General features: G+C 66.5%; 7 protein-coding genes. All 7 read left to right on the top strand.

Annotated elements, in window-relative coordinates; genetic code table 11:
* Nucleotides 1–13: 13 nt before the first annotated feature.
* From DESPR_RS16385 to DESPR_RS16350, 7 genes are read left to right on the top strand one after another with little or no spacing between them, the layout of a single operon-like run.
* Nucleotides 14–400: a GPW/gp25 family protein gene (locus DESPR_RS16385; protein ID WP_015725916.1), complete on the top strand. Its 387-nt coding sequence runs from the start codon at nucleotides 14–16 to the stop codon at nucleotides 398–400.
* A complete protein-coding gene (locus DESPR_RS16380; protein WP_015725915.1) occupies nucleotides 400–1,599 on the top strand; it encodes a baseplate J/gp47 family protein in 1,200 nt (399 codons plus the stop codon). Before DESPR_RS16385 ends, DESPR_RS16380 begins: the two co-directional genes overlap by 1 nt.
* Nucleotides 1,596–4,565, top strand: a complete 2,970-nt coding sequence (locus DESPR_RS16375; RefSeq protein WP_015725914.1) for a baseplate J/gp47 family protein — start codon at nucleotides 1,596–1,598, stop codon at nucleotides 4,563–4,565. The genes DESPR_RS16380 and DESPR_RS16375 overlap by 4 nt, the downstream gene beginning before the upstream one ends.
* A complete protein-coding gene (locus tag DESPR_RS17575) occupies nucleotides 4,562–6,277 on the top strand; it encodes a phage tail protein (RefSeq protein WP_015725913.1) in 1,716 nt (571 codons plus the stop codon). Before DESPR_RS16375 ends, DESPR_RS17575 begins: the two co-directional genes overlap by 4 nt.
* 12 nt (nucleotides 6,278–6,289) lie before the next feature.
* Entirely contained in the window at nucleotides 6,290–9,418 is a 3,129-nt protein-coding gene (locus tag DESPR_RS16360; protein ID WP_015725912.1) for a DUF6519 domain-containing protein, read from the top strand.
* A 36-nt stretch (nucleotides 9,419–9,454) separates the two neighbouring features.
* Complete coding sequence (locus DESPR_RS17570) at nucleotides 9,455–10,621, top strand: eCIS core domain-containing protein (RefSeq protein WP_015725911.1); 1,167 nt, start codon at nucleotides 9,455–9,457, stop codon at nucleotides 10,619–10,621.
* A 17-nt stretch (nucleotides 10,622–10,638) separates the two neighbouring features.
* Nucleotides 10,639–14,763, top strand: coding sequence for an eCIS core domain-containing protein (locus DESPR_RS16350; RefSeq protein WP_015725910.1), 4,125 nt, complete (start codon nucleotides 10,639–10,641; stop codon nucleotides 14,761–14,763).
* The last annotated feature ends 48 nt before the right edge of the window (nucleotides 14,764–14,811 follow it).

Below are 14,811 nucleotides of genomic sequence, written 5' to 3'. Positions count from 1 at the left end.
AAAGGAGCATGTCATGGCACGCCGACTGATTGATCCGCCCTACCTGGCCTTTCCCTTCACCATGGACCCAACCGGACCGCGCCTGGCCGGCCGGGCCGAGCACATCCGCGGTCAGATCGAGCAGGTGCTGTTCACCCTGCCCGGCGAGCGGGTCTTCCGCCCCGAGTTCGGTGCAGGGGTCAAGGCCCTGGTGTTCGAACCCAATGCCACGCCGCTGTGGCAGATCACCAAACGCCGGTTGCTGGCCTCCCTCGCCGAAGCCCTTCAGGGCGAGGTCGATCCCAAGAGCATCGAGGTCAGTGTCAGCGGCGACGAGGACAAACTGACCATCACCATCAGCTACACCCTGGCCGCCATCGGCCATCGTGACAGCCAAGTCTTTACCGTGGGAGCACCCTGATGGCCGTTGATCCTGTTGCCGAGCTGTTGTTTGACGGGGCCTGCCCGGACTGCGGCCGCCGTCTGATCGATCTGCCGGACATCCTGCCCACGGTGGGCGACGACTTCGACTGGGATCAGCGCGACTACGACGGTTTCCGCCTGTTCATGCTCCAGGAACTGGCCGCCCGTTTCCCGGAACGTAGGCGTTGGACCCCGGCCGATGTCGAGGTGGCCCTGATCGAGGTGCTGGCCTACGGGCTCGACCAGTTGTCCGATGCCCTTGACCGGGCCGCGTCCGAGAGTTTTCTTGAAACCGCCCGCCGGCCGGAATCGCTGCGCCGCCTGCTGCTGCTGATCGGCTACGACGTGGCCGGGATGGCCAAGCGGCTGCGCACCCCGCCCTTTGCCGACTTGAGCGAACTGGAGGCCCTGGCGCCGCTGAGCGCCACCGAGACGGAGCGGTTTGACCGCTGGTGGCTCGATCATCCCGAGCAGATGGAGCAGGCCCGGCTCGATGGGCCGCGCGCCATCCACGATCAGCACCGCATGGTCACCCTGGAGGATTTCGAGCGCCAGCTGGAACTGCATCCCCTGGTACTGCGCGCCCATGCCTGGGAGCGCTGGGACGGGTCCTGGACCACGGTCCATGTGGCGGTGATCGCCTGGCAGCGCCTTGGCCTCGATGTTGACCACACTGTCTACAGCGACGAGGTCTGGGCCCAGACCCAGGCCTTCCACGCCGAGCGCGACCTGGCCCTGCCGGCGCGCAGCGACCACCCCAATGTCCGCTCCGTGCTCTACCCCTATATCGAGACCTACCGCATGGTGGGCCAGGAGGTGGTGCTGGAGGAGGCGGTGGAGGTCGGCATCACCCTGACCCTGTCGATCCAGGTCAATGACCAGTATTTCCAGTCCGAGGTCCGCCATGCGGTGGACAGGGCTCTGGGTACCGGGCCGGGCGGCTTTTTCGCGCCGGGCCGGCTCCGCTTTGGCGAGGACCTGTGGGCCAGCGACCTCTATCAACTGTTGATGGGGTTGAGCGGCATCGACAACATCTGCCTCAACCGCTTCAAGCGGCTGGGTGACCGCTTTCAGGACGAGACCGCCAGCGGCCGCATCGTCCTGGAGGGACTGGAAGTGGCGATCTGCGATAACGATCCGGCCCGGCCCGAACGGGGCTACTATCGGCTGATGCTGCACGGAGGGCGAAAAGGATGAGCGACCTCACCCGTTGGAATCGCGCCGGCCTGTCGCGCTTTGACTACATCGATGGCAATGCGGCCGTCTTTCTGGAACGGCTGCGCGCCGGCCTGGCGCAGAAGTTTCCCCAGTGGCAGCCGGTGGCGGGCGTCAATCCGCCGGAGGCGGAGAGCGAAGAGGCGCGCAAGGCCCGCCTGGAAACCCTCTACAACGCCGATCCCCATGACATGCTCTGGCAGCTGACCCGTCAGTTCGCCCGCTCCTGCCATGTGCTGGCAGCGCACATCGACGCCTATGCCAACGAATCCTACCTGGGCACGGCCAGCCAGTGGGAAAACCTGCGGCGGCTGGTGGCACTCTTGGATTACGCCCCCCTGCCGCCGGCCTCGGCCCAGACACCCCTGGCGCTCCTGGTCAAGCAGGCGCAGCGCGGGGTGGTGGCCGCCGGCTTCCAGGTCAAGCACAGCCCGGCCGCGGGCAAGCCGGTGATCTTCGAGACCCTGACCGAGATCGAGGTCGATGCGGCCTTCAACAGCCTCCATGCCAAGGATTATCGCCGGAGTCCGGAAGCGATCTCCGGCACCACCCTGGTACTCGAAAACAAATGGGACAAGATCAAGATCGGCGAGCCGCTGGTGCTCGAGCGGGAGGGCGGTGGTTCTCTCTCGGCCCATCTGGTGCACGGCATCGTCCTCGGTGAGGACCGCACCACCCTGACCCTGACCCCGGCCATCCCTGTCGGATTCACCAAGGGCACCACCCTGGTCCACTGCTGTCCCAAGGAGCGGCTCAAGCCGCTGGGTCCGGCCACCAAAGGCGCGGAGCCGGTCGGCCACAGCCTGCAACTGGCGGTGCCGGCCAGCGGGCTTGCCGCCGGCGACATCGTCCTCATCCGCTCCGGGGACGACAAACCCTTCTACCGCAGGATCAAGCGGGTCCATGACGATCGGCTGGTCTTCTACCGGCCGATCGACCAGCTGACCCTGGTGGGGGCCACCGTGGCCCGCCCGGTCACCCTAGCCCTGACCGAACTGGCCAAGCCGCCCCGGCGGCGGGTCATTGTCGGCCCGGACAACCCGGACGGCCTGGCCGAGGACACGGTGATCGACATGGTCTTTGCCGCCGGCGACTGGTCGCGGCTGGCCGGCCAGTGGCTGGCCGACATCCGGGTGATCGGCAAAGAGGGGGCCAAGCGCGAGTATCTGCCCTGCTACCACTGCCTCCATGCCAAGTACGTGCCGGTCGGCACCGATCCGGACACGCTCGAGGCGGACGACCGGCCCGGCTACACCTGTCTCAGCCTGACCTGGCATGCGGACACCGACGGCGTGCCAGGCAACACCGACCTCCGCCTCAACAATCCCCAGACCCTGCTGGCCCCGCCGATCGCCCCCGGTCCCTGGCTGGTGGACACCTTCCTCAACAAGAGCGAGGAGGGGCGGCTGATCGCCTCCCTGGTCACCGAGGCGAGCACCAAGACCACGGCCGGCGATCTGGCGGTGGTGGTCAGGGCCGGGCAGATGGCCTGGGCGCGGCTGGGCGCGGTCACCCAGGACGAGGAGCACGAGGAAACCACCCTGGTGGCCGCTCCCCCCTGGCAGGATCGCGGCGGCGGCCCCTTTTTCCTCGGCCGCACCCGGGTGCACAGCCATTTCGTTGCCCAGGCGCGCGTGCTCGGCTGGACCGACAACCGCACTCCCCTGAGCGGCCGGCGCATCGCGCTCGACAGCCCGCTGTTCGGCATGAAGATCGGACGCCCCCTGATCGTCACCAACGGCACGATGGCCATGGAGACCACCTTGGCCGACCTCGACAGCCAGGGGACGTGGCTGCATCTGGCTGACGATCTGCCGACGGGCACCACGGCCGGCAACCTGGAAATCCTCGGCAATGTGGTCGCCTCCGGCCACGGTGAGGCGCGGCCGTGGCGTGTGCTCGGCAGTGGCGATGGCACCCGCAGCCATCAGAGCTTCACCCTGGAGGTGGAGGATCTCGCCTTTGTCGCCGACGTGACCATGAGCAGCGGCGTGCGCGCCGCGCTGGAGCTCGCCGTGGCTGGGGAGACCTGGACCCAGGTGAGCAGCCTCAAGGATTCCGGACCCAGCGATGCCCACTACCAGGTGCGCATCGACGAGGACAACCATGCGGTCATTGTTTTTGGCGATGGCCGTCATGGCCGGCGGCTGCCCTCCGGCGGCAACAACATCCGGGTCCGCTTCCGCCAGGGCGTGGGTGCGGCCGGCAACCTCGATCCCGGCAGCCTGGTCAAGCCGGTCAAGCCCCATCCCCTGCTGGAAACGGTGCTCCAACCCCTCGCCAGCGGTGGTGGCAATGATCGCGAGAGCCGGGCCGACCTGCGCAAGAATGCCCCGGCCAGCCTGCTGGCCCTGGATCGGGCCGTCTCCCTCGAGGATTGCGCCCAGCTGGCGCGCAGCCACCCCAGCGTGTGGCAGGCCCAGGCCTTTCGCCTTGCCCCCGGCTTGGGACGGCGGGAGCGGTTGGAGGTGGTGGTAATGGCGGCGGGCGGCGGCACACTGGCCGCTCCGCTCAAAACCACCCTGCAGGCCTGGCTGGCGGCGCGCACCCAGCCGGGGGTGATGGTCACGGTCCAGGACTATGTGCGGGTCCGCTTCCGCCTGACCGTCACCGTGCGGGTGCGGAGCACGGTGGACAGCCAGACGGTCAAGGAAGCGGTCACGGCCGCGCTGACCACAACCTTTGACGAACAGCATCGGGGACTCGGTCAGCCGCTCTACCGTGGCGAGATCTATAAGGTGGTCGATGGGGTGGCCGGGGTGGAAAACAGCTCCTGCGCCATCAGCTTGCCCTGGCCGCAAAGCGGCGTGGCACCGGCGGATCGTCCCCAGGCAGCCCTGATCGGTGCGGCGGTGATCGCTTTGCGGCCCAGTCCCCGTCAATGCCTGGTGTTTGATGCCACCGCCTTCACAGTCATGATCGAAAACTATGAGGAGAGCCTGGCATGAGCGATTCGACGGAAACGACGCCTCACTACGGCACCCGGCTCCAGCACTGGCTGCCGACCCATTGGCGGGTCCGCGATACCAGCGGCGATCTCGACGCCCTGCTGTCGGTCTATGGCGAACTGCTCGACGCCCTCCATGCCACCGTGGTCCAGCGGATGGACGACAGCTTTCCCGACGCGGACCACGGCCGCCGCTGTCAGGATTGGCTGGTGCCCTACTTTGCCCAGTTGCTTGACGTGCAACTGGTGTCGCCCGATGCCGAGGGCCGCCGTGCCGAGGTAGGCCAGGCGGTGGCTTGGCGGCAGCGCAAGGGGACCCGGGTGAGCATCGAACAGATTGCCGAGGAGGTCGGCCAGTTCGAGGTCGAGATCCAGGAGGGGTGGAAACGGCTGGCCATGACCCCGCGCATCGACCGCAGCCTGTTGCCAGCCACGGCCTATGGCGAGGAACCGCTCGCCGGCGCGGCCACGCCGGGCCTGCGTGCCCGCCACCCGGGTCTGCCGGCGGTCACGCCCGATATGCGCTTCTGCTCGCGGGCCGTCCAATGCGCGGCCAACAACCCGGCAGCCAGCGAGACCTCCTTTCCCGGCGAAACAGCGCCGATCGCCTGGCGGCAGCTCCACCGTCACGGCCTTCCCTGCGCCCCGGACAGCTACCAGGATGTGTCCCGCCGCACCGTGGACATGCGCACCCCCACCAGTCGGCGCGGCCTGCACCATCCCCGGCGGATGCTGCTCCATGTGCCGCCGCCCGAGGGCTTTTTCCGCCGCCTCCACCAGACGGTGCAGTGGACCGCCCTCGAACCGTTGGTCACCGAGGCCCTGGACACCGCGGCCACCACTGCGTGGAGGACGGGCGAGACCATCGAGTGCGTCCATCCGGAACTCAACATCGCCTTCACCATCGGCCAGACCGAATGGAACGGCACCCCTTGGCCGCTGATCGGGCTGCGCGGTCTGACCGACGGCCCCCTCCGGGTGCGCGGCGTGGCCACCCTGGACACCCCGGCCCTCTACCGGTTCGACAATCTGTGGCTGGACAACCGGGTGGAGATCAATCATGGAGCGGTCCAGCTTCGGGGCTGCGCGGTTCGTCAACTGCGGGTGTCCACCGCCGAGCGCGAGGTGCCGGTGGTCGATGCGTACAGCTGTCTGTTCAAGAAGATCGAGGCTGCCCGGGGACTGGTGCGGCTGGAGTATGTCACCGTGCTTGACACCCTGCTGGCCGAGTGTCTCCAGGCCAGCGACTCCATCCTGGTGCCGGAGTTGCGCAAGGATCGGATCGATACCGACGTGCCCGCGGCTGGCTGCATCCGCTTCAGCCGCCTGTTCCATCTCCCGGAAAAACCGATACCCAGCGACCCGTTCGATCCCCTTGAGCCGCTGATCGACAACGATCCGCTGTGGCGGGCGCAACACAAGCGCTCGTTGCTGCGCTGTTTCAACGACACCTGCACCGCTGACGCGCCCTTGTTCTGGGAGGCGACCTTTGGCGCGCCGGGTTGCGGCGTGCTCCATCCGGACTGCAGCCCGGCCATCCAGACCGGCGCCGAGGATGGCGGCGAGATGGGCGCCTACCACGAACTCCGCTATGTGCTCCGCCGCCAGGCGGTGCTGGAGAAACTGCACGAATTTCTGCCTGTGGGCATGGAGGCGGTGCTGATCACCGACCCCAGCCTGGCCTGCGCGCCACCCAAAGCCACCACCACCTGAAAGGGGAGCCTTATGAAGACCCAGATTTCCCGCGACGCATTCCAGCCTGAACAGCGTTATTCCGGCGTCTATCTCCAGCAGGGCCGCATGATCACCGATGCGGACTGGAATGCCCTGACCGATATCGACAAGGCCCGTGTGGTTGCGGCCCTACGCGATGCCATTTCCGGGACGACCGCCACCGGGACCGTTGCCGGTGGTGCGCCGCGCGTTGGCGGTCTGCGGATCATCGCCGATCCGGCGGATTCGGACAAGCTCTTCATCCAGCCGGGCACCCTCTACGTCGAGGGTGTGCCGGCGCGGCTTGATGGACCGGCCAACCTGCCGATCAATGGGCAGCCGGACTATCCGATCCAGGCCGATTACAACGGCCAGAGTTTGCGCCTCTATGCCGATGTCTGGGAGCGGACGGTCACCGGGCTGGAGCAGCCCGCGCTGTTGGATGCGGCCCTGCATGGTGCCGATACCGCCACCCGTACCCAGACCATGCTTCAGGTCAAGTGGTGTCCCAGCAGCGGTGCAAACGAGGTCAATCCCCTGGATCCGGAGGACAACCCGCCCCAGGGCACCGGCCTGATGACCCTGAAACTGACCCTGATCTCCTCCAGCGCCGACAGCTGCGATCCCTGTGCCGCGCAGGTCAAGGTCGACGAGCGCATCGGCAACTACCTCTTCCGGGTCGAGGTGCACGATTTTGACCCGGCCACCGGATGGCTGACCCTCAAATGGTCGCGCGACAACGGGGCCGAGGCCTGCCGCGCGACCGAGATGCCGACCGGATTTGGCCAGGGCGACTGGGTGTGGGAGTTTTTTGACCGCGATACCGAACGGCTGCTCGGCAACCACTTTGTCACCAATGCCAAGAAGGTGCGCGGCCTGATCAAGGAGACCTGCACCACGCCGGTGGGCGCCAACGAACCCAAGGAATACGTGCGCCAGTGGGACGGCTACCTGCGGATCAATCTCACCACCCAGGCCCTCGGTGCGGGCCGGGATCGCGGCGTGCCGCTGGCCGCGGGTCCGGTGGCCAGCACCAGCCATGGGCGAGTCAACCTGACCGCCGGCCTGGTGCGGATCAACCTGGAACGGATGGAACTGAGCCTGGAGACCACCGGCAAGCGGTTCGTGCCCGGTGACTACTGGCTGGCCCCGGTGCGCGAGGCGGTGCATGTCTCCGGCCAGTATGTCCTGCCGGCCATGGACGATCTGGCGGTGCCCAGCCAGGGCGAGCCGCCGCGCGGGGTGCGCCATCACTACCTGCTGCTCGGCGAGATCAAGCTCAATCGCAAGCTGGAGGCCCAGGACGACGCCTTCCATCGCCGTATGCACTTTCCGCCGCTCACCGATCTGAGAGCCGCGGACATCGGCCTGACCAACACCTGCTCCGGCCTGTTCGGCACCGCGGACAACGTGCAGCAGGCCCTGGACACCCTTTGCGCCATCGGCGCCGAGGATATTGCCTACCTGCTGCCCGCCTGCGGCGCCAGCGAGGCCCGGTCGATCAAGAACCGCCTGGCCGCAGTGCTCGATCCGGACAGCAACGGCGTGCTCACGGTCAAGGCCGCGCTCGATGGGCTGCTCTGCCAGCTCAACGCCGCCTCGTTGCCCTATACCATACCGGCCTGCGCCAGCTCGCCCTCGGTACGCCAGTTGCTCGGTCTGACCGCCGGTGAAGCCAATGTGGCCCCGGTGCTCGATCGGCTGCTGTGCGACTTCAAAGCCAGCGATCTGCCGCTCGACAAGGGCGACATCGGCCTGTGCAGCGATCTGCTGCCCGAATCGGTGGTCACGGTCCAGGATGCGCTCAAGGTGTTGTGCGACAAGGCGGCCGGCGGCTGCGCGGTCATGGTGACCTCCCCCGGTCATCTGGCGGTGCTGCTGGAGGAATTTGCCCAATCCACCGCCAGTGATCTGTGGCTCTGCCTTCGGGGCGGCGTCTACGCGTTGGGCGATCTGCCGGCGATCACCGATAAGCGCAGCCTGCGGATCAGCGGTCAGGGACCTGAATCGGTGACCATTCTGTTTGGCGGCGACACCTGGCGTATCGAGGCCGATGAGGTGATCCTGGAGAACCTGACGCTCGACTTCGCCAAACGTGCCGGGCAGTTGGCGATCCGGGCCGCCCTCTCCCGCACCACCGGTTGCCGTATCGCCCGCACCAGCACCACGGCGAACGGCCCGGCGATGATCAGTCTCGGCGGTCGGGGCAACACGGTCTGCCGTCTCGATTGGCAAAATAATCAGCTCTATGCTCAGCGGAAGGTTGTCTCGTCAAGTGGGAATGAGTGGGTCGGGGTCGAGGTGGTGGGCAACAACGTCATCAGCGAGGCCCTGCTTGGTCTGAGCAAGGAGGAACTGCTGGACAACAAGGTCGCCTTTGACGAGGCCCTGGTCAAGGTAGCGAAGCAGATCATCGTCCTGCCCAAGGATATCCGCACCACCTGGCGGACCAAGCTCGAGCAGGTGGCCTCACCCAAGGCGGTAGCCATGCGGGCGCCCAAGCCGACGACCGCCACCATGTCCGAGGTCCTGGCCGCCGATAGCATCACCGTCAACGAGGCGGTGGCGGCCATTGAGGATCTGGTCGCCAACTGGATCAGCTACGAGCCCGACTATGCCCTGCGCCTGGAAAGCGCCAAGGTTGGCGGCGTGCTGGCCGGGAGCGAGATCGACGGCTGGCTGCTGCTCGCCAACGGCGTGTCCGGCTACCGCAACCCCGACGCGGGGGTGGTCAACTTCTCCCTGGAGGGCAACGCGGTCCTCAGCGGCGGCGAGGACCTGCACATCGACCACAACCGGATCACGGCGATCAAGGCCAATCTGCCGCCAGGCTCGGTGGGCACCAACCGGGTGCTCAACCAGCGGGTGAACGGTTACGCCCGGCTGATGCTGACCGGCAACAGCTTTAGCGGGTATGGCACCACGGTGGTGGCGGCCGTCTTTATCGGTCAGGGCAATACCTGGTTTCGCGCCGCCTTGGATGCCGACTGGATGGGATCGGTCATCGGCGACCGGGCCACCTTCACGGGCAATCTGCTTGAGAATTACACCAGCAATGATGTGCTTGCCAGCACGGTGAGACATAATCGGTTGGCCTCGACCGGCAACGTGCTGATCGAGCTGGTGCCGCTACCGTTTTGACCGTGCACGATTCATTAGGATAAAGAGGAGGTCGCCATGAAATCCTTCCAGCATATCCGCAGGCAGCACCGAGCCCGCCGTCTGGCGGTTATCCGGCCGACCCGAATCGAGGTCAACCGCACCAGTCTGCGCGAGGCCCTCGAGAGTCCGGTGCAGACCAAGTTGCGCATCGGTTCCACCGATGACCACCTGGAGCACGAGGCCGATAGCGTTGCCGACCGGGTGCTGGCCATGCACGATGGACCGATCCAACGCAAGGCGGCGGACACGGTGCCGATCGACGAGGAAGAGCGGCAGCGGCCCGGGGCGGAAAACGACCAGGAGGAAGAGGTGCGCCGCAAGGCCGTGCCGGGAACAACGGCCACCTCTGCCGATGGCCAGCCCCTCGCGCTTGGTCGCGGTGGCGGTCATCCGCTGCCCGGCCGCGAACGGGCCTTTTTCGAACCTCGACTCGGTACCGACCTGAGCCGGGTACGCGTCCATACCGATGACGCGGCGGCGCGGTTGGCGGCCGGTCTTTCGGCCCGGGCCTTCACCACCGGCGGCGAGGTCTATTTCGGCGCGGGGGAATACCGTCCCCATTCCCAGGAAGGGCGGCGGTTGCTGGCGCATGAACTGGCGCATGTGGTGCAGCAGGAACAGGGACGGGAGGAGCTCAAACGGAAGATCGATCGGATCACCGTGAAAAAAAGCGGGATTGACCTGTATTTCAGTCTCGGCCTGTATGGTTCCCGATCCAGTGCCACCCTGGCTTCGAAATGGGCGAGCGATATCGAAAAGCAGTGGAACCGGCAGCTGAAACTCAAAGGGATGACCATCGACGCCAAGATCCACGTCACGGCCAAGGCCTATCCGCTTTTTGCCGACAGCCGACTCATGCAGGCCATGGTGCCTGAATCCAATGCGGTCTTTGTCGAACAGAATGGATTTCGTTCTGTTGTCCAATATTCCGGCTGGGGACGCGATCCTTGGAGCACGGGCCGCTGGGCCGCGGATGCCGCCCCGCTGGTGGTTGCCCACGAAGTGGGGCACATGATGGGGCTGGACGACAAGTATATCGACGTGCCCTCGCTCGGCAGTATCGATCTACCGGGTTATGAAACCGATATCATGGCCAATTTCTGGAACGACAACGGCAAAACCGAGTTTACCCGCGCCTGGTGCGGCGTTCTGCTGTACTACTTTTTCGGTTATCGGACCTGAGGGGGTGATCGGGCGCCATGCTGACCGCCGCGCTCGTCCAGAAACAGCCGGCCCATAGGCCGCCGGTCCGTGTGCCCGCCGGCGTGCGGCCCAAACTCAAGCTGGGCGCCGCGCATGACGAGGCCGAGCAGCAGGCCGACCGCATTGCCGCCAAAGCCCTAGGCCGGAAGATGGCGGCGGCCGGGGAGGCCAGTGGGACTGCAACCGCCTCCGTCAACCGTGCGGCGATCCGGTGCGCCCTCTCACCCTCGGGGGATCACGAGGGGGTGCATCATCCTCCCGAAGAAGAACAATCCCTGCCCGAATCCATCGAGCGCGAGATCACGGCCCTGCAAAGTGGCGGCGATCCCCTGCCGCCGCCGTTGCGCACCGACATGGAGGCCCGTTTCGGCATGGATCTGGGCGCGATCCGCCTGCATACCGATCCGCGCGCCATCAGGCTCAACGAAACCCTGTACGCTCAAGCCTTCACCATCGGCGACCATATCGCCTTCAACCGGGGATACTATCAACCCGAAACCGCTGCCGGCCGTTTTCTCCTTGCCCACGAACTGGCCCATGTGGCCCAGCAACGCGGCGAGACCAGCAGTGTCGAACAGCAGCCGGTGCGGCGCGGCTTCTGGAGCGATCTCTACCATGGCGCGGTCGAGACCCTGGGCGACATTGCCGATTGGGCGGTGGACAAGATCCGCGAGTTCGGCTGGCGGCTCTTGGAAACCATTTCCCCCGAATTTGCCCGCACCGTGCGCGCCATCGTCGACGAGGGCATCCTCACCTGGCTCGGCCGCCAGGTGGCCCGGGCCTGGGACGGGTTCATCGGCACCCTGCGGGCCCTGGTGCCCTTTGACGGGCCGCGCCAGCTGATCGATTTCTTCGCCGGCCTGGTGGAGCGCGCCGCCGCCATCGCCAGCGGCCTGGCCTCGGGCCGGTGCGAGCCATTGATGGCCGCCATCAACGACATGAAGACCTTTGTGGTCGAGACCGCCGGCGTGGCCTGGAACAAGTTGACCGAGTTCCTCCAGCCGGTGGGGGATTTCTTCCGCGACCTGTGGGCCAACTTCGGTGCCCCGGCGGTGCAGTGGCTGCGCGAATTTGGCGGCGCGGTCTGGGAAGGGATTCAGGATCTGGGTCGCCGTTTCTGGGAATGGATCCGGCCGGTGCGCGAGGCAGCCGCGCGGGTATGGAACTGGTTCAAGGACCTGCTGTTCGGCTCCTCCGAGGGTGAGGACAGCACCGGCAGCCAGGGCGGGGTGCTCGGCTGGATCAGCCGCAAGGCGGGCGAGGCCTGGGATTGGGTCAAAACGCAAACGCGGCCGGTGTGGCAGCCGGTGGCTGAGTTTGCCGGACGGGTGGCCGAACTGATTCCACCCGCCTTTGTCCGCGAGATGGGCGAGCAAGCCCAGCAGCTTTCAGGCGAACTGGACACCGCCGCCTCGGGCATGGACGGCGGCGACGGGGTACCGGCGGCACGCGACACCCTGGCCTCGGTGCTGCCGTCGGTGCAGAACATCATCGCCACGGTGCGGCGGATCATTGTCGGCGCCGGCCAGTGGCTGGGCGAACGGATCGCCGGGGTCGGCGCCTTGGTCAGTGGTCTAATCGGGCGCTTGCGGGCCAGCGATTTGCTGTCCTGGCTGGCCGGGGCCTTCACCTGGCTGGAAGAGGGAATCACCAGCCTGCTCGCCTGGGCGCGCGACAAGGTGGCGGTGCTGTTCACCTGGCTGGTGCAGGGCTTCGATGCGCTCACCCCCTTTCTGGAACTGGTGCTGGACACGGTGCGCAAGGTGATCACCATCTTTGGCGACCTGTTGCAGCTGCCGCTGTTGGTGCTCAATTCGATCTGGCAGCGGGTGCCGCGCTGCATCCGCGAGCCGGTGGAAAATTTCATCAAGAACCAGATCCTGGCCCGGATTCCGGTGTTCGGTCAGTTCTTCTCCGACCCCGAGCTCTGGCCCCGGGTGCAGCAGACCGCGCTGGGCATCCTGCGCCGCATCTTTGTCGACGGTGACCTCGCCGCTGCGGCCTGGGCCTTTTTCCAGGCGGTGCTGCGCATTTTCAATGTGCCGGCGCAACTGGTGGTGCAGATTTTGGCTAAGGCCGCCGGCGCCATTGGCGCCATCCTCACCGATCCGCTCGGGTTTCTCGCCAACCTGCTGCGCGCCATGGGGGCCGGGTTCACCCGCTTCTTCGGCAATATCGGCACCCATCTGCTGGCCGGCTTCACCAACTGGCTGTTCGCCACCGTGCGCGAGGCGGGCATCAACCCGCCGGCCGACTTTTCCCTGCGCTCGGTCCTGGGCTTTGTCCTCGATGTCCTTGGTTTGACCCGGGACACCATCTTTGCCCGCCTGGAACGGCGCATCGATCCGGCCATCGTTGCCCGGCTGCGCTCGATGCTGGAGATCGCCACCGGGGTGTGGTCGTTTGTCGCCACCCTGATCAATGACGGCCCGGCCGGGCTGTGGCGGGAGGTGAGCGAGCGGTTGTCCAACCTGTGGGACACGGTCGTGCAGGGCGTGACCGGCTTCATCACCGAGCGGGTGATCGGCTGGGCCAGTCGCTGGCTGCTCTCCCTGCTCGACGTCACCGGCATCATGCCGGTGATCAATACCCTGATCGCCATCTATCGGGCCATCGAGTCGTTCATGCAGTACCTGCGGCAGATGCTGGAGATCGTCTCCCGGGTGCTGGACGGCATCGGCGGCATCGCCCGGGGCGCCATCGGCGAGGCGGCCGGTTTTGTCGAGAGCGCCCTGGCAAGCGCCCTGCCGATCGCCATCGGTTTTCTCGCCAACCAGGCCGGTCTGGGCCGACTGTCGCAGCGGCTGCGGGAGATTCTCGGTGGGCTCAGGGAGCGGGTGACCGGAGCGGTCGACTGGCTGATCGACCGGGCCCTGCGGTTGGGGCGGGCGGTGATCGCCATGGTGCGGCGGGGCACGGCGGCGGTTCGGCGGGGCGTGGCCCGTCTCCGGGACTGGTGGCGGGCACGACGCGAGTTTCAGGCGGGCGGCGGACGGCACAGCCTCTATATTCAGGGCAGCGGCCGCTCTGCCAGGGTGATGATGGCTTCCGCGCCGACACCGTATCAGGATTTCCTTCGCACGGTCGAGGTGCCGCCGGACAAGCAGGGTGACAAGCAGCAGGCTGTCCAGGTCGCCACCGAATTGGATGCCGCCATCGTCACCGCCAGCACCGACAACCCCACCCCGGGACCCGGAGGAGGTCCGGCCGCCACCACCAACCACGCCGACATCATTGACGGTCTGCTGGCCCGTCTTGCCGATGCCACGGCACGGTTCATGCCGGTCGATATCACCGCTTCCACTCCACCGGTGTACGGCGGCAGAGTGAACGGCTTCGGCGGCTCGGCCAGCGTCATGCGTCTGACCCCGATCCATGCCAATGGCAGTTCCCCCTCTTCCGGCGACATGGGCAATCCCCTGTGGGGCAAGATCAGCAAACGCAAGCAGGGGGAAGGGGTCTACTACATCAAGGGGCATCTGCTCAACGACAATCTCGGCGGTCCGGGCAACACCTGGGACAACCTTACTCCGCTGACCCAGGCCGCCAACAGCGACCATAAAAACCGGTTCGAAAAATTCGTCAAATTGGCGGTGAACGGCACCGAGGGGGCCTACAGTACGCCGACAGCGGCCCAGGCCCAGGCGCGCAACCTGAAAACCGTCAATTTTGTGGTCACGGCCCGTTACGGGCAGCCGTCGCGGCAGGCGGACATCACCTACCTGCGTGCCCTGGGCAATCCCGATGCCGAGGACAAGGCCGACATCATCGAAGGCGAGCAGGCCATTCCGGTCGCCCTTGACTGCGCGGCCCACGAGGTGCTGTCCTCGGGGGCCGCCGGTTCCAGCGTGGCACGGCATACGGTGGACAATGAAATCGATACCCAGCTCGACCATTACGCCACCCGGGCCATCCCCAAACGGGTGGTGTATCTCAACGAGATGTCCCGCGCCGAACTGATCGGCCTTTCCGGCATCGGTGAGGAACTCGCCGATGCCATTCTTCGGGAACGGCCGTTCCGCTCCCGTGACGAGATCCGGGCCAAGGTCCATATCGCCGATGGCCGCTGGAATCAGATGCAGAGCACACCCGGGATCGAGGTGCGCATCTACCGGCGGTGATCGGACTGCTGGCGCGGTTGCAGCGGGAACCTCTCCTCGCGGAACATC

Origin of the sequence: Desulfobulbus propionicus DSM 2032, assembly GCF_000186885.1 — a bacterium.
GTDB classification, from domain to species: Bacteria; Desulfobacterota; Desulfobulbia; order Desulfobulbales; family Desulfobulbaceae; genus Desulfobulbus; species Desulfobulbus propionicus.
The sequence above is the reverse complement of the archived record's forward strand: the minus strand, read 5'-3'. Positions and strand labels throughout refer to the sequence as shown.